Annotated in this window: 13 protein-coding genes; all 13 read right to left on the reverse strand. The window is 39.0% G+C overall.

The window, feature by feature from the left end:
* Nucleotides 1-84: 84 nt before the first annotated feature.
* Nucleotides 85-2,184 (reverse strand): polyribonucleotide nucleotidyltransferase, encoded by a 2,100-nt coding sequence (locus tag CD001_RS18505; protein ID WP_096189077.1) that lies wholly within the window; start codon nucleotides 2,182-2,184, stop codon nucleotides 85-87.
* 386 nt (nucleotides 2,185-2,570) lie between these two features.
* Complete coding sequence (rpsO, locus tag CD001_RS18510) at nucleotides 2,571-2,840, reverse strand: 30S ribosomal protein S15 (RefSeq protein ID WP_096189078.1); 270 nt, start codon at nucleotides 2,838-2,840, stop codon at nucleotides 2,571-2,573.
* 146 nt (nucleotides 2,841-2,986) lie between these two features.
* Entirely contained in the window at nucleotides 2,987-3,916 is a 930-nt protein-coding gene (locus tag CD001_RS18515) for a bifunctional riboflavin kinase/FAD synthetase (RefSeq protein ID WP_096189079.1), read from the reverse strand.
* Nucleotides 3,917-4,117: 201 nt separating this feature from the next.
* Nucleotides 4,118-5,044 (reverse strand): tRNA pseudouridine(55) synthase TruB, encoded by a 927-nt coding sequence (truB, locus tag CD001_RS18520; protein WP_096189080.1) that lies wholly within the window; start codon nucleotides 5,042-5,044, stop codon nucleotides 4,118-4,120.
* Between the two features lie 636 nt (nucleotides 5,045-5,680).
* Nucleotides 5,681-6,031, reverse strand: a complete 351-nt coding sequence (gene rbfA / locus CD001_RS18525; protein WP_096189081.1) for a 30S ribosome-binding factor RbfA — start codon at nucleotides 6,029-6,031, stop codon at nucleotides 5,681-5,683.
* Between the two features lie 86 nt (nucleotides 6,032-6,117).
* The gene (locus tag CD001_RS18530; RefSeq protein WP_407081115.1) at nucleotides 6,118-6,318 is read right to left on the reverse strand and encodes a DUF503 family protein; all 201 of its coding nucleotides are present in this window, start codon (nucleotides 6,316-6,318) and stop codon (nucleotides 6,118-6,120) included.
* 77 nt (nucleotides 6,319-6,395) lie between these two features.
* Complete coding sequence (gene infB, locus CD001_RS18535) at nucleotides 6,396-8,540, reverse strand: translation initiation factor IF-2 (protein ID WP_096189082.1); 2,145 nt, start codon at nucleotides 8,538-8,540, stop codon at nucleotides 6,396-6,398.
* A 59-nt stretch (nucleotides 8,541-8,599) separates the two neighbouring features.
* Nucleotides 8,600-8,905 (reverse strand): YlxQ family RNA-binding protein, encoded by a 306-nt coding sequence (locus CD001_RS18540; RefSeq protein ID WP_306454083.1) that lies wholly within the window; start codon nucleotides 8,903-8,905, stop codon nucleotides 8,600-8,602.
* Entirely contained in the window at nucleotides 8,902-9,180 is a 279-nt protein-coding gene (rnpM, locus tag CD001_RS18545) for an RNase P modulator RnpM (protein ID WP_096189083.1), read from the reverse strand. The genes CD001_RS18540 and rnpM overlap by 4 nt, the downstream gene beginning before the upstream one ends.
* A gap of 14 nt (nucleotides 9,181-9,194) precedes the next feature.
* The gene (gene nusA / locus CD001_RS18550) at nucleotides 9,195-10,358 is read right to left on the reverse strand and encodes a transcription termination factor NusA (protein ID WP_096189084.1); all 1,164 of its coding nucleotides are present in this window, start codon (nucleotides 10,356-10,358) and stop codon (nucleotides 9,195-9,197) included.
* Nucleotides 10,359-10,383: 25 nt separating this feature from the next.
* On the reverse strand, nucleotides 10,384-10,854 hold the full coding sequence (gene rimP, locus CD001_RS18555) for a ribosome maturation factor RimP (RefSeq protein ID WP_096189085.1): 471 nt from the start codon (nucleotides 10,852-10,854) through the stop codon (nucleotides 10,384-10,386).
* 596 nt (nucleotides 10,855-11,450) lie between these two features.
* Nucleotides 11,451-15,749: a PolC-type DNA polymerase III gene (locus CD001_RS18565; RefSeq protein ID WP_096189087.1), complete on the reverse strand. Its 4,299-nt coding sequence runs from the start codon at nucleotides 15,747-15,749 to the stop codon at nucleotides 11,451-11,453.
* A 196-nt stretch (nucleotides 15,750-15,945) separates the two neighbouring features.
* Nucleotides 15,946-17,646: a proline--tRNA ligase gene (locus tag CD001_RS18570; RefSeq protein WP_096189088.1), complete on the reverse strand. Its 1,701-nt coding sequence runs from the start codon at nucleotides 17,644-17,646 to the stop codon at nucleotides 15,946-15,948.
* Nucleotides 17,647-18,088 lie beyond the last annotated feature (442 nt).

The raw sequence follows: 18,088 nt of genomic DNA on the forward strand, positions 1-18,088 counted from the left end.
TATGCATGAGGCAAGGAGTATAGAACGAATCAAATCTTAAGTTTATATGTATAGAAAGAGACCGGGAATGATCCCAGTCTCATATTATTCGCTCTTCTCTTCGTCTGGAAGAACAGCTTTACGTGATAAATTTACCCGACCTTGTCCATCAATCTCAGTTACTTTAACGAGGATTTCATCTCCGATCGATACGACATCTTCGACTTTTTTCACACGCTCTTTCGCTAACTGTGAAATGTGAACAAGACCATCTTTTCCTTTGAAAAGTTCAACAAATGCGCCAAATTTCTCGATTCGTTTCACTTTCCCTAAATATGTCTGTCCAACTTCGACTTCACGAATAATATCTTCAATCGTCTGCTTAGCTTTCTCATTCATTTGTTGGTCAGTCGAAGAAATATAGACTGTACCATCTTGTTCAATATCAATCTTAACACCAGTATCTTCAATAATTTGATTAATCATTTTCCCGCTCGGTCCAATGACGTCTCTAATTTTATCAGGATGGATCTTCATTGTTAAGATTTTAGGGGCATAGTCACTCAATTCTTGACGAGGCTCTGGGATTGCTGCTAGCATATTGTCAAGAATTTTCATGCGGCCGTCTTTCGCTTGAGCAAGTGCTTCTTCTAAAACATTTCGATCAATACCTTCGATCTTAATATCCATCTGTAAGGCTGTGACACCATTTGCTGTACCGGCTACCTTAAAGTCCATATCACCTAAAGCATCTTCCATTCCTTGAATGTCTGTCAACACAGAGACGTCTTCTCCATCTTTAACGAGTCCCATTGCAATTCCGGCAACTGGTGCTTTCATTGGTACACCTGCGGCCATCATTGCTAGAGTACTTGCACAAATACTCGCTTGTGAAGTAGAGCCATTTGACTCCAATACTTCAGATACAAGACGAATTGTATAAGGAAACTCTTCCTCTGATGGAATCACTTGTTCAAGTGCGCGCTCTCCCAATGCACCATGTCCAATTTCACGTCGTCCCGGTCCACGAATCGGTCCAGTTTCACCAACACTAAATTGCGGGAAGTTATAATGGTGCATAAATCGTTTTGACTCTTCAATACCTAGGCCATCTAGTACTTGTACATCTCCGAGTGCACCAAGAGTACATACACTCAATGCTTGTGTTTGCCCCCGTGTAAACAATCCAGAACCGTGTGTTCGAGCTAAAATATCTACTTCTGAAGATAGTGGGCGAATTTCGTCAATTTTACGGCCGTCAGGTCTAACCTTATCTTTCGTTATTAATTTTCGAACTACTTCTTTTAAGATTTTATCTAAAACCTCTTTTGCTTCACCTGAACGATCATCCTCGTCTGTTACATATTCCTCAGTAACACGGTCAATGACGTCTTTAATTGCAGCTTCTCTCGCATGTTTTTCTACGACCATCGCTGCTTCTTTTAAGTCTGCTTCAGCTTTCCCGCGAATTTCCGTTTCAAAGTCTTGATCTACCTGCATCAATTGAACATCAAATTTTTCTTTTCCAACTTCTTCAATAATTTTTTCTTGGAAAGCAATTAATCGTTTAATCTCATCATGACCAAACATGATCGCTTCGAGCATTGTTTCTTCAGGAACTTCTTTCGCTCCAGCTTCTACCATATTAATCGCATCTTTTGTTCCAGCAACGACTAACTCAAGGTCACTTTCTTCTAATTGAGCAGGGGTTGGGTTTATGACAAATTCATTATTTAATCGCCCAACAGTTACGCCTGCTATTGGTCCTTCGAATGGAATATCTGAAACCGATAGTGCTAAAGAGGAGCCGATCATTGCAGCCATTTCTGGAGAACAATCTTGGTCATTACTCATGACAATACTGATAACTTGTACGTCATTTCGAAATCCATTTGGAAATAATGGTCTGATAGGTCTATCAATTAAACGACTTGTTAATACAGCATGATCACTCGGACGGCCCTCACGTTTGATAAACCCTCCAGGTATTTTTCCCGCTGCATATAAGCGCTCTTCATAGTTTACAGTTAACGGAAAAAACGGTAAATCTTTTGGTTCTTTAGATGCTGTAGCTGTTGATAATACTGCCGTATCACCATATCGAACCATCACAGCTCCGTTTGCTTGTTTTGCGAATGCACCGACTTCAAACGATAGCGTTCTACCGGCCCATTCCATTGAGAATATTTGTTTTTCTTGTTCCATCTTTACGAGTACCCCTCTCGTCCTTTTAATTCGCCTACTATGAATATTGTTGGCTTTTTTTTATGTACTAAACATGTTGATCTGAAAATTGTTGTACGTGTATGAATATGGAAACAATCACCTATTGAAATTTCCCTAAGACTTATCATAACAAAAAATAATGAAAGAAGAAATAGTTTGTCATTTGCCCCAAAGACGACATGTGCCCGTGTCAAAAATATTTTCACTGATTGCTGTTATATAAATCATATAAATGACCGAACGTCTAGAGACCCTCTCTGCTACTAAATGCACTACTTTCCCCTAAAGGATGATGAATGCGAATTAACTGTAATGCCTTTCTAATTACACGAAAAAAAGCGGGGCGAAGCCCGCTTTCTTAGTTATTATCGACGTAAACCAAGTTTGTCAACAAGCTGACGGTAACGTGTAACATCTTTGTTACGTAAGTACGTAAGTAAATTACGACGCTGACCGACCATTTTAAGAAGACCACGACGTGAATGGTGATCTTTCTTATGTGTACGCAAATGCTCGTTAAGCGTGTTGATTTGCTCAGTTAGGATAGCTACTTGTACTTCTGGAGAACCAGTGTCGTTCTCATGAGTTTTGAAATCTTGAATAATTTCATTTTTGCGTTCTTGAGTTAATGCCATCCTTTCCACCTCCTTCTGTAAAATCCCCATCTGCCTAGCAAACGTTGGTGAATCGTGTCGCCAAGCATTGGTTATGAACATTATATAGCATACTAGTTTTCAATTATAATTTCAAGTATGAATAAAAATTATGTCCTTTTTTAGGTTTAATTTAATATTACTTTCGCTACTTCTGCATCTGAATTAATTTGAGTGATCAATTGATCAACTGATTCAAATTTCTTTTCCCCTCTTATATGCGAAACCCAGTAAATCGTTATTTCTTTACCATAAACATTGCTATTAAAGTCAAATATGTGAACTTCTATTGAAGGCTCGCTCGGTTTTTGATCATGGAATGTTGGTTTATAGCCAATGTTACAGACCCCTTTAAAGTGTTCACCGTCAACCTCACCTTCAACAGCATACACTCCGACTGCAGGAAGGTGTGATTGCTTTAGTGGTTTAATATTTGCCGTCGGAAAGCCGATCGTTCTTCCACGCTGCTCACCTTGTACGACAATGCCAGACGTTTCATATCTGCGGCCTAGTAAATGACATATCTCTCCCATACTTCCATTTTCCAATGCTTCTCGAATTCTTGTTGAACTGATTTTTTCTCCTTTATCTTCAACTGGCGGAATCGTTGTTGACGAAATTTTATTTCTAGAATGAAAAGGGAGGGTTTCCATCGTACCTTTCCCCAACCTACCGTATGTGTAATCAAATCCAGCAACAACATGCTCTACATTTAAATCTATTAAATAACGGTCAACAAATTGTTGAGGAGTAAGTTCAGAAAATGGCTTGTTAAATGTAATGACAAACAAATAATCGATCCCTAGTGATTCGATGAGCTCTTCTTTCCGTTTTAGAGGCGTTAAATATTTAATCCCATTCCCTTTACGGAGAACCTCTTTCGGATGAGGGAAAAAGGTCATTACTCCAGCTTTGCAACCTCGTTTATTAGCTTCTTCCTTTGCCGTTACAATTACTTTTTGATGTCCTTTATGAACACCATCAAAAAATCCTAATGCAAGAACTATTGAAGGCATCCCCGTTAACTGATGGGGGTGCGATATATATATCGTTTCCATGCTGCCACCTCTATTTTAGCTATGGAGTGATGATATGAAAGGATGTTAGTTAGTCAGGAAAACATTCTTTGAGGCTTCTTGAAAGCTCGGTTAGCGAGGCTTTCACCTATTATAGCTTCTGTCTTTTCCTTTAAAACATAAGCTTTTACATATTCTAGCCTCTGGTTTTATAATCGACCCTTTTGTTTTCTTTCACACATTCTATTCATTGTTCGTTTTCAGCATTTTTGCTGGTTTCATCATTCCATGTCGCTTTGGATGTTTTTCATATAATGCTAAACATTCCCCATGTCGATTATACAGAGCTAATAACCTTTCGTCTACGATCTTTTCTGAAAGAGGTAAAATGGCGCCATTCATTACTTTCTTTTCTGTTTCTTCATTAACTTCTTCTCGCAGATAATTGTTTAAAGCATATTCAAGTGGAAGCAGTGTCTCTAAAAGATTTTCACTTTCCCTTCGTTCAACCAATTGTTCAAATGTATAGCATTGCTCTTTGGAAAATTGACCCGAAGCTGTTCTCGTTAAAAGAGACATATGGGCAGGGTATCCAAGCATCTCACCGATCATGACCGACAATGTTCGAATATATGTCCCTTTGCTGCACGTTACCTCAAACTGAAATCGAACAAGGTTTTCATTCGTAACTTCAATATCAGATAATAATTTCAACTCATATATGTGTACATTTCGTACTGGTCTTTCGACCGTTTTCCCTTCACGGGCATATTCATATAATTTTTTTCCTTTTACTTTGACAGCAGAATACATCGGTGGTATTTGTTCTATTTCACCTATTAATGATTGAAATAAGCGCTCGATTTCGTCCTTAGATACGTGACGGTCAACTATCTTTTCTTCAACAAGTTCACCAGAAGCATCTTCTGTTGTTGTCGAATACCCTAATGTCACCTCACCAACATACGTTTTTCGATCTGCAGTTAAATATTCAACAATTTTTGTGCCTCGTCCTAAACAAATAGGCAGCACGCCGTCAACATCAGGATCTAATGTTCCTGTATGACCAGCTTTTTTCGTTTGAAATAACTTTTTTACTTCTAAAACTGCTTTAAAAGAGGTCATCCCTCTCGGTTTCCATAATGGCAGTACACCATCCGTTTTATTCATCTACTCCACCTACTCGATCTTGATTTTACCTAAGCTATGTATGAAGGGAAAAGGGATTATTTCAAAAGTCCTTTTACAATGAGATAAATGAGCCGGAATCAACTTACCCCAACTCTTTTTAATATGTTTAGTATGTCATTTTAATATCATTATGTATTCGAAAGAGCGCCAGTCAGCGACTCCCACGACTATCATATTTTTCACAAGCCTCCACAAGGTTGTGGTGACATCGGCGTTCCAGCAGGACGCGGGGTTTTAGCCGAAGATCTACCCTAAACGAGTTGCTTTATCGGACAGGACGTCCTAATGCCAACATTCCACAGGACTTGGCATTTTGACCGGTTGACGCAGACAGCTTCAGAGCAATACTGAAGAGAAAGAAGTAGGAAAAGCAATAGATGAGAATCTCATTGGTGCACACTGTGTTGCACCGAGGAAGTCCAGGCATTGTCCACGGCAAAGAAGACACTACGAATGCAACAGAAGTGCTGCACGAGTAAATGTCGCACTTGTGCTCTGGAGTGAAAGCGTCCGACGATAGCGATTTCGAATTCTTTATAAAATGAAAGAAAGGGTGTCCTCAAAATTCTTTTGGGACAACCCCTCTTCGTTTAAATAAGAACATATACTGTTTTCTTATTTATCATTGTCATTTAATTTGCGTATTAATTCTTCAATACGATTACCGCGTTCAATGCTCTCATCAAACTTAAAAAAGAGTTCGGGTGTTTTTCGAAGCTTAATGCGCTGACCAAGTTCAGAACGAATAAAGCCCTTTGCTTTCGATAATCCTTCGAGAGTTTTAGAGCGTTGTTCATCTTCGCCATAGACAGTCAAAAATGCTGTCGCCTGTTGTAAATCACCAGTTACTTCAACTGCAGTGATAGTAACAAATCCGATACGTGGATCTTTCATCTCACGCTGGATAATCTCAGTTAATTCTTTTTTTATCTGTTCTCCAACACGGTTAGCACGAACATTACTCATAAATATAAACACCCCTGTTCATAAGGTTTTGCAGTTTCCTTTAATATTATCATCAAGTAACTCATTTGTATTTTAAATAAGAAGTGTTAATACCATTCCCACGTTACTTGACTTACTTCAACACTTTCGTGTACGTCTATTACAGATAAGGAGCGTGTTAATTCTTTTTCAACTTGCACTTTATCCGTACTTACAGAAACAATGACCCACTCTGTTCGCTGCCAAACATTTTGGTGAGCACTTTCTGTAATCGAAACATTGAAGCGCTGACGTATTTTTGTCGTCACACTTTTAATGATCTAGCGCTTTTCTTTTAAAGATTGCGGATCATAAAGTAAAGCTTCAACAGTTAACGTACCAATGATCAACGTTTAATTTCCTCCATAATATACGCTTCAAATACGTCGCCTTCTTTAATATCATTAAAGTTTTCTAACGTAATACCACATTCATAGTTTCTCGCAACTTCTTTTACGTCATCCTTAAACCTCTTTAATGCATCGATTTTTCCTTCATGAATGACAACACCGTCTCTAATTAACCTTACTGTAGAGTCACGAGATATTTTTCCTTCTGTCACATATGAGCCAGCAATCGTTCCAACTTTCGATACTTTAAATGTTTGACGGACTTCAGCTTGACCGATGACCTTTTCTTCATATTCTGGATCCAGCATCCCTGTCATAGCTGCTTCTACTTCTTCAATCGCATTATAGATAACTCGGTGCAGACGAATATCGACATTTTCTAATTCAGCTGTACGCTTTGCATTTGCATCAGGACGGACGTTAAAACCAATAACGATTGCGTTTGATGCGCTAGCTAAAATGATGTCTGATTCAGCGATCGCTCCAACACCTGTGTGTATAATATTCACTTTTACGCCTTCTACTTCAATTTTCTCTAATGAACCTTTCATTGCTTCAACAGAACCTTGAACATCTGCCTTAACGATAATGTTGATTTCTTTAACATCACCTTGTTGGATTTGTTCAAATAGGTCATCAAGACTTACCTTTGAAGTTTCACGGCGGTCCGCTTCTTTTTGTTTCGTCGCACGGGCTTCACCGATGGAACGAGCTTTTTTCTCATCTTTAAATACCATAAATTGATCCCCAGCTTGAGGAACTGAGTTTAAGCCTGTAATTTCCACTGGAGTAGATGGACCAGCTTCCTTTACTCGGCGGCCAAGATCATTAACCATTGCTCTAACGCGTCCATAGGCGTTTCCTACAACGATCGGGTCACCAACTTTTAACGTTCCTGATTGAACTAATAGTGTTGCAACTGCTCCGCGACCTCGGTCTAATTCTGCTTCGACGACAGACCCTCTTGCAGCTTTAGTTGGGTTTGCTTTTAGTTCTTGTACTTCTGCTACAAGCAAAACCATTTCTAACAATTCATCGATACCTGTCCCTGAAAGTGCTGACACGTTCACAAAGATAGTATCGCCACCCCAAGCCTCAGCTACTAATTGATGCTCAGTAAGCTCTTGCATCACTCGGTCAGGGTTGGCTCCTTCTTTATCAATCTTATTCACCGCTACTATAATTGGCACGTCAGCAGCCTTCGCATGATTAATCGCTTCTACTGTTTGCGGCATGACTCCATCATCTGCAGCAACAACAAGGATCGTAATGTCTGTTACTTGTGCACCACGAGCACGCATTGTTGTAAATGCGGCATGTCCTGGTGTATCTAAAAACGTAATTTTTTTGTCATTTTCTTCAACTTGATAAGCGCCGATGTGCTGAGTGATTCCACCAGCTTCACCAGCAGTTACTTTCGTGTGACGAATGCTGTCTAACAATGTTGTTTTTCCGTGGTCTACGTGCCCCATAATCGTAACAACTGGCGGACGCTCTTGTAATAGAGCTGGGTCATCATTTTCCTCGAAATTTTCGAACTCTGTTTCATCAATGACAATTTCCTCTTCTACTTCAATACCAAAGTCCTCAGCAAGAAGCTCAATTGAATCTTTATCAAGCTCTTGGTTGATTGTTGCCATGACACCTAAAAACATTAGTTTCTTTATAATTTCAGAAGGTTCTTTATTAATTTTTTCAGCGAACTCACCAACAGTAATTGGTGTTGTATATAATACTTTAGATGGCGTTTCTTTTACTTTTGGCTGATGAAGATTTTGTTTTTGCTGATTTTGCTGCTGATGACGACGTTTATTTTGGTCACGCTTTTTTCCACGCTTTTTGTCGTGATTATTTTGTGGTGAATGATTTTTTTGAGTCGAATTATTTGACTGATTTTTTCCATCCTTACGTCCGGAAGAAGGTTTTTGAGCTTTCTTGTTGCTCTCATTCTTCTTGTCTCGTTGTGATGATTTATCTGTTGCTGGCTTCGATTGATTCCCCTCAATCTTTTGAATTGTTTCTTCAGTTATAACGCTCATGTGGTTTGAAACTTCAACCCCTAAACTTTTTAATTGTTCAATAATTTCTTTACTTGTTTTATTTTTTTGTTTTGCATATTCATAAATTCGAATTTTACTCATATACTAACCTCCCACCTTTACACTGCGTAATCCCAAATAAGGATCGTCACACTATAAAGTTATTCAATTAAAGATTTCATCTTTTGTGCGAATCCTTTATCTTGTACTGCAACTACGACTCGTTCTCCTTTACCGATTGCCTGACCAATCGTTTGACGATCACTCATAACAGCATAAGGTACTTTATAATACTTGCATTTATCTGTTAGTTTCTTCATCGTGTTGCTTGATGCATCAGCGGAAATAATAACAAAGTGAACCTTGTTATACTGAATCGCTTTTATCACTAATTCTTCCCCAGCAACTAATTTTTTCGCCCGATAAACTAACCCTAATAAACGTATCCATTTATCATCCATTGTCATGCTTTAGAACCTTTATTTACTTCTTCTAGAAGCTGATCATATAATTCATCAGTTACATTAGCCTTTAAATGTCTCGATAAAATATTTTTCTTTTTTGCTTCTAATACGATGTTTTCATCATTCGAAATATAAGCCCCACGACCGGATTTTTTAGAAGTAGGGTCAACGAACACATTACCTTCTGGTGATCTTACGACGCGGATTAGGTCTTTTTTAGGCTTCATTTCATTTGAAACGACACACTTTCGCAAAGGTATTTTTTTCTTACTAGCCATGTGTGCTGCCTCCTTTAATCTTCGCGCTCTTCCTCATATTCTGTTAAGTCAGCATCAGTATCATGTTCATATGCTGGTTCCTCTATTTCATCACCGGAGAAATCATCATACGTTTGCGGAGCGTTAGGATCATAAAGTCCAAGCTCTTCAGCTTCACTTTGACTTTTAATATCAATTTTCCACCCAGTAAGCTTCGCTGCTAATCGAGCATTTTGCCCTCTTTTGCCGATGGCTAATGACAATTGATAATCCGGAACAATCACTTGGGTCATTTTTTCTTCCTCATCAACGGTTACTTGGAGAACCTTGGATGGGCTTAATGCGTTTGCGACATAAACTTTAGGATCCTCAGACCAACGTACAATATCAATCTTTTCCCCTTTCAACTCATTGACAATTGTTTGCACCCGTTGACCTTTCGGACCGACACATGATCCGACTGGATCCACCTCTGGATCTTCTGCATGAACAGAAATTTTCGAGCGGTCCCCAGCTTCTCTTGATACAGATTTAATCTCTACAGTCCCATCATAAATTTCCGGAACTTCTAACTCAAATAATCGTTTTAATAAGCCTGGATGTGTACGTGAAATCATAATTTGAGGACCTTTTGTCGTTTTTTCCACTTTCGTAATAAATGCTTTAATTCGGTCATTATGTTTATACGATTCATTTGGCATTTGTTCATTTAATGGCATCAATGCTTCAACACGGCCAAGGTCGACATAAATAAAGCGGTGGTCTTGGCGTTGAACGATCCCCGTCATAATGTCTTCTTCTCGATCAATAAAATCAGAATAGATGATGCCTCTCTCTGCCTCGCGTACTCGTTGAGTCACAACCTGCTTCGCTGTTTGAGCTGCAATTCTTCCGAAATTCCTTGGAGTAACTTCGATTTCAACAATATCGTCTACTTCATACTGCGGGTGAATCGCTTTCGCTGCTTCTACTGAAATCTCTAGCCTTGCATCGAATACTTCTTCGACTACTTCTTTTCGAGCAAATACACGGATAACCCCGGTATCTCTGTCGATGTCTACACGAACATTTTGCGCAGAATTAAAGTTTCTTTTATAACCAGTAATTAACGCTTGTTCAATTGCTTCTAAAATAATTTCCTTATCAATACCTTTATCTTTTTCAATCGTCGTTAATGCATCCATAAATTCACTATTCATGAATTTCTGTTCCCCCTTTCAAATATTAAAAAACGACTGCAAGTCGTGCTTTAGCTACTTTTTCTAATGGAATTGTGACTTCTTTCGTTCTCGTTTTCACCTTTAACTCGACTGTCAATGTTTCACCGTCATAATTTAAAAGCTTGCCTTCAAACGTTTTCTCACCGTCAATCGGTGCATATGTAGTTACATTCACGTGCTTACCAATTGATTTATAGTAATCTTTCTCCTTTTTCAAAGGTCTTTCTGCTCCTGGCGAAGAAACCTCAAGGTAATAAGCTTGCTCTATCGGATCAGATTGATCCAAAGCTTCACTTAATTGTTCGCTTACTCTCGTACAGTCGTCTAAGTCTACACCATTTTCTCCATCAATATATACTCTGAGAAACCAGCTTTTTCCTTCTTTTTTGAACTCAACATCAACTAATTCAAGTGAAAGTTCTTCAAGGATTGGTATTACAAGTTCTTCCGTTTTTTCTTTAACATTGCCTGCCATTCGACTATAACCTCCTTTAACCTACCATTCATGCTCAACTACATCTATTATTTGAGAAAAGCGATTATAAATGTATGATGCCTCTATGTTGTGATAATTTATCTGCCTTCAGCTAAAACTTTTAAAAAACAGTAAATGATGGCAAAAGAAAGAGTGGGTTTGCCCCACTCTTTCCGTAAGTAGCTATTCTTAGTATTTCCATTTTACTATACCATAAACATTAAAACCTTGCAAATTCACATATTCGAGCGTTTGCATCAACTATTAGTGGACAACTTTTTTAAAAGGTTAGAATACCTTTTTTTGTTTTGTTGGATCAATTTCGTAAATTGGTATCTCATGTAGCTCTGTTGGACTGCATCTGCTCGCATTCACCTCTAGGCCACATCCGTTCATGCATCACTTCGTTTGCATTCACAGTGTCTTCTTTGCCGCGGACGAACCACCGAGCATCCATAGGAAAAACGCCTTGCGGGGTCTCGTCTGCCCCGTTTTTCCGAAGGTGTCTCGCCGATTCCATCCAACTGCTCTAACATTTTACTCATACCATTCGAGCGGTGATTTGACGTATGAAACATGTTTATACATTTTTATGCTTAAAATAATGATAGCTGGTTAGATTCTGGCATCCCTGCTAGACAGCCGTGTTCATCGAGATGTTCTAAGACCGTTTTCGTAATTTTACTGCGTTCACGTAAGTCTTCTTTTGAAAGGAATTCTCCCGCCTCTCTTGCTTTAACGATATTTATAGCTGCATTTGTCCCAACGCCTGATAAGGCATTAAATGGTGGGATGAGTGAATCTCCTTCAACGATAAATTCTGATGCTTTCGAGCGGTATAAATCCACCTTTTTAAACGATAACCCGCGTTCACTCATTTCCAAAGCCAATTCAAGAACGGTTACTAAGCTCTTTTCTTTTGGCGGTGCATCATTTCCTTTCGCATATATCTCTTCTATTCGTTTTCGAATACTCGCAGAACCTCTAACCATTGTATCCAGTTCAAAATCATCAGCCCTTACTGTGAAATATGCTGCATAAAAGAGAATTGGATGATACACTTTAAAATATGCAATTCTTACTGCCATAAGTACGTATGCTGCAGCATGTGCCTTCGGGAACATATATTTGATCTTTAAGCAGGAACTAATGTACCAGTCAGGTACTCCGTGCTTCTTCATCTCCTCAATCCATTCTTCCTGAAGACCTTTCCCTTTCCGAACAAATTCCATAATTTTAAATGCTAATGAATCTTCCAATCCTTTATGCATTAAGTAAACCATAATATCATCACGACAACCGATAACATCTTTTAAGACACATGTACCTTCTGCAATTAAATCTGCTGCATTGTTTAACCACACATCGGTCCCGTGAGATAACCCGGAAATTTGTACGAGTTCACTAAATGTACTCGGTTTCGTATCTTCTAACATCTGTCTTACGAAGCGAGTTCCAAATTCCGGAATACCATATGTTCCAGTTTTACACATAATCTGTTCCTCTGTTACACCTAGTGATTCTGTTCCACTAAACAATTTAAATACCTCATGGTCATCAACTGGAATATCTTGTGGATCAATACCACTTAAATCTTGAAGCATACGGATAACTGTCGGGTCATCGTGTCCTAAAATATCGAGCTTCAACAGATTATCATGAATGGAATGGAAATCGTAGTGAGTCGTTTTCCATTCTGATGACCGATCATCTGCAGGATATTGGATAGGGGTAAAGTCATATATATCTAAATGATCAGGAACGACGATAATCCCGCCTGGATGTTGGCCTGTCGTTCTTTTTACGCCAGTACATCCAGAGACAAGCCGGTCTATTTCTGCTCCTCGAAGCTGTAGCTGATAATCATCCTCATATCCTTTTACAAATCCATAAGCCGTTTTCTCAGCTACGGTTCCTATCGTACCAGCACGGTATACGTATTCTTCACCGAAAAGTTCCTTCGTATAATTATGTGCAACAGGCTGGTATTCTCCAGAGAAGTTTAAATCAATATCCGGTACTTTATCCCCTTTAAAACCTAAAAACGTTTCAAAAGGAATATCATGTCCATCTTTTTTATATGTCGTCCCGCACTTTTCACAATCTTTATCAGGCAAGTCGAAGCCTGACCCGACTGATCCATCATTAAAAAAGACTGAATGATGGCAGTTTGGACATACATAGTGAGGCGGCAGTGGGTTTACTTCGGTTATTTCAGTCATTGTCGCAACGAAGCTGGAGCCGACTGAACCACGCGATCCAACTAAATAGCCATCGTCTAATGATTTTTTTACTAGCTTTTGAGAGATTAAATAAATAACAGAGAATCCATTACTAATAATACTATTTAATTCTTTTTCAAGTCTTGAAACGACAAGCTCCGGAAGCTCTTCTCCATATATGCTACGGGCGCGGTTGTAGCACATGTCACGCATTTCTTCATCCGCCCCTTCTATATGAGGGGTGTAAAGATCATCTGGGATCGGCTGAATTTCGTCGATTTCATTTGCGACCCACTGTGTATTGTCTACAACAATCTCTTTTGCTTTCTCCTTCGGTAAAAAACTAAAGCATTCGAGCATTTCATCAGTCGAGCGAAAATGAACTTGTGGGAGCGTTTGTTTATTTAACGGGTTCGCCCCTCCTTGAGAACCTATTAAAATCTTTCTGTAAATGTAATCATTTTTATTTAAGTAGTGGACGTTTCCTGTCGCGACTACTTTTTTATTTAGCTTTTCACCTAAATCAATTAATTTACGAATAATATCTTTTAATTCAAGTTCGTCACGGACAATTTCCTTTTCAATAAGATGATAGTAATTTCCTGGAGGCTGTACTTCGATATAATCGTAAAATTCAGCGATCTCCTCTACTTCATCTGGTGCTTTTTGCATCATCGCATCGAATACTTCGCCTTTATCACACCCTGACCCAACTATCAATCCTTCTCTGTACTTTTTTAAGACAGATTTAGGAATTCTAGGAACACGGTAGAAATAGTCTATATGCGATAATGAGACGAGTTTATATAAATTCTTTAATCCTTCTTTATTCTTTGCGTAAATAATACAGTGAGACGGACGACCTTTTTTATAATCATCGGAAGTCGTTTGCTCATTTAATTCATGATGCATATAAATATTTTGTTCGGTAGCGTCTTTGACCATTTTCCATAGTAAATGTCCTGTAGCTTCCGCGTCATAGATCGCACGGTGGTGAGAAACAAGCTCAATATTAAACTTTTTACATAACGTATTTAGTCGGTGATTCTTAAACTGTGGGTATAATAAACGACCAAGTTCTAGTGTATCAATGACAGGATTCGTTGCTTTTTCTAAACCGCTCTTCTTGAATCCTGCATTAATAAAAGCCATATCAAAGCTCGCGTTATGGGCAACTAATATATCGTCCCCAATCCAATCATTGAACTTGCGTAGAACCTCTTCCACTTCTGGTGCATCCTCTACCATATCATCTGTAATTCCAGTCAAATCAATAATTGTCGGACTTAATTTCTCATGTGGATTAGCAAAGGATTCAAAGCGGTCAATCACTTCTCCGTCTTTTATTTTCACTGCTGCTAATTCGATAATCGTATTATAAACAGCTGACAACCCTGTCGTCTCAACGTCAAAGACGACGTATGTGTCTGTTAATAGTTCCCGTGGTTGTTCATTATAAGCAATGGCGACACCGTCATTGACTATATTTGCCTCTAAACCGTATAAAATCTTAATATCATTCTTCTTTCCTGCACCATATGCTTCTGGGTATGATTGCAAAACTCCGTGGTCAGTTAAACCGATCGCTTTGTGTCCCCACTTCTTCGCTTGTTCAACATATTTCGAAACAGATGTTACTGCATCCATTTGACTCATTGGAGTATGGAGGTGTAGTTCAACTCTCTTTTCTCCTTCGGGTGCTTCATCTTTTCGTTCGACTGGAGTAACTTGCTGTAAGTCTTTTGCTATCATGACGAGATCACGAACAAATGTATCATGTTGGATTTGTCCACGTACTTTTACCCACATTCCTTTTTTAATTGCTTCAAATACTGGAACATCTTCTTTATCATTTGAGAACATTTTTACAAGGATCGAATCGGTATAGTCGGTAATTTTAAACGTTAATAACGTACGGCCGCTGCGAAGTTCTCTCGTTTCAGCATCAAAAATGTACCCTTGAACAGCAAAGCGTCGTTCTTCTTCGACAATTTCTTCGATCGGTCGAATGTCATTTTTAATAGCAAGACCGAGAGACAGAGATGTGCCACTTGATAAATCTTTCGCTTTGTTTTCTTGCTTTTTCTTCTCGATCATCGCTTCGATTACTTTTGAGTGGTCTTCTTCTTTTTTTTGCTCGTTAAACTTTTCAATCGCTTCTTTCGACTCTTTTACAGTCGTTTGAACCGTAACTTTACCGAAACCTAGTTCATAAAACACTTGCTGCAACGGTTCATTAATGCGTCTATGAATCATTTCTCCTTCTGTTTCATTCATGACTGCAAGGGTGAGCTTATTCCCTTCCATATAAGGTGTTTGCTCTTGCAGTCTTTTTATTAAGCCGTTCGTTGAAGAACGAAGACGTTCAACGATAAATGGCCAATAAGAGCTAATATGATCTGAAGGTATAATCTCATCATAAGTAAGGATTACATTTACTTTTGCAATATGTTCTAATCCATTTACAATTTGGTGCTGAAATAGTTGAAAAGCCGAAAAAGGAAGCGGCTTTGGGAGCTGAATCGTGAAATCCCAACGTTTTTCACTTTTGTAAACTTCTAGCTTTTTTATCCAGCCATCCTTTAAATGGTTCTGAATAAGATCATCTGGCATGACGACCTGTTCTAGCAAAAGTTGAAATCGTTCTTTTCTAATTTGCCGTTCATCATTCATGTCAGGCCCTCCTATATTCTTGAATTCTATCATCCTCTATGGGATAGAGCTGATGCAAAAGTAAAGTGCCAGGCAGCTCCAATTACAAAATACAGAAAGAATTCGCGACTATATTTTGCATTTATGGAGAAAGCCAGGCACTTTAAAAGACTACCTTTGCTTCATCATGTGGAGAAATGAAGAGTACATCAGACAATTAACGTAAATAACCTTTAACTGTTTGAATCAGTTCATCTTTATGAACTTCAATCACTTCGCCCGTTTTTCGCAGCTTCAATTCAACAATTCCTTCGGCAGCTTTTTTCCCAACGGTGATTCGAACAGGAAACCCAAACAAATCAGAGTCTTTAAACTTTACTCCCGGTCTTTCTGTACGGTCATCATACAAGACATCTAATCGTTCTCCTTGTAATTGATTATACAATTCATCAGCTAATTGCTTTTGATCTTCTTGCTTTATATTTACTGGTATAAGATGAACATCAAATGGTGAGACGGATGCTGGCCACACAATGCCATTTTCATCATGGTGCTGTTCGATGACAGCTGCTAACGTACGCGAGACACCGATTCCATAACACCCCATGATCATTGGCTTCGATTTCCCTTGGTCATCTAGGAACGTTGCATTCATCGCTTCACTGTATCTCGTCCCTAATTTAAATACATGTCCAACTTCAATACCTTCTTTAAACATAATCGTCCCTTTACCGTCTGGGGAAGGGTCACCTTCTTGAATGTTACGTAAATCGTAATAGTCATTGACAGTAAAATCACGTCCAGGGTTCACATTTAAAAGGTGAGTATGTTCTTTATTTCCCCCGCATACACCATTCACAATATATTCTACAGCATGATCTGCTACGACTTTAATGCGCTCATCCGCTCTGACAGGGCCAATAAATCCAGGGACACACTTCATCCATTTTTTCGTCTCTTCATTAGTAGCAACCTCAACAATTTGTGCATCAAATACGTGTTTGATTTTCACATCATTTACTTGATGATCACCACGCACAAGAACTAATACAGGTTCATCGTCTACGATAAATAATACTGATTTAATACATTTTTTCTCATCTATCTGCAAAAACGAAGTAATGTCTTCAATCGTTTTTTGTTCAGGCGTAGCTTTTTCTTCTAATTCCTTAACCGGCTCGTCAGAATTTTTATAGTCACATACGACAGGAGCAATTTCAATGTTAGCTGCAAAATCCGATTCATCTGAATAGGCAATTGTATCTTCACCAATGTCTGACAATACCATAAATTCATGTGTATCTTTCCCACCCATTGCACCGGAGTCGGCAACAACAGCACGGAAATCTAAACCGCACCGTGTAAAAATTTGAGTATATGCATCATACATTTTCTGATAACTTTCATCTAACCCTTCAAAACTTGTATCAAACGAATAAGCATCTTTCATTAAAAATTCTCTCGCTCTTAATACACCGAATCGCGGTCTTCGTTCATCTCTATATTTATTTTGTATTTGATATAGCGTCATCGGTAATTTTTTATACGAACGGACATCATCACGCACTAATGTCGTAATCACCTCTTCATGGGTCGGGCCTAGTGCGAATTCTCGGTTATGTCGGTCATTAAGTCGCATTAGTTCAGGTCCGTACGCTTCCCATCGTCCTGATTCTTGCCATAATTCAGCTGATTGAATAGCTGGCATTAACAGTTCCTGTGCGCCAGAATGATTCATTTCCTCCCGAATGATCGCTTCAACTTTTTGCAAAGCTTTAAGGCCAAGTGGCAAAAATGAATATACTCCAGATGTACTTTGCCTAATAAGTCCGGTACGCAACATTAATTGATGACTTTTTACTTCAGCATCGCTTGGTATATCTCTTAATGTTGGTGATAAATACGTACTTTGTTTCATCAATCAGTCACCTCTATTTCTATATTGGTCCATCGTTGCTGGTAAAGAGTGTCGCCGATAGGCGGACGCCTTGCGCTTTTCTTATAAGATAAGAAAGTATAAAATATCAATCTCTCGATTGATGTCTAGACTTCAGGAACGAGCGTTTCCTACACGAGCTTCCACAAGGATGTGGTGACTTCGGCGTTCCCGCAGGACGCGGGGCTTTTAGCCGAAGATCTGATCTAGCGAGTTGTCTCGATGGACAGGACGTCCTAATGCCGGGCATGCCCCAGGACGTTGCGTACTGCCCGGTTGACGGATCTAGCTTTAAAGTGATACTAGAAGGGGAAGAGACAGCTGTTTTCGGCTCGAGGTCGCTTCGCCCCACCACTTGAAGTCTAAGTTCGGACTTCTTCCTGTCGGTAGCCCCAAAGAGCATTTACATCACGAGCTTTCACAC

Origin of the sequence: Evansella halocellulosilytica (genome assembly GCF_002335745.1) — a bacterium.
GTDB lineage: Bacteria > Bacillota > Bacilli > Bacillales > Salisediminibacteriaceae > Bacillus_CA > Bacillus_CA halocellulosilytica.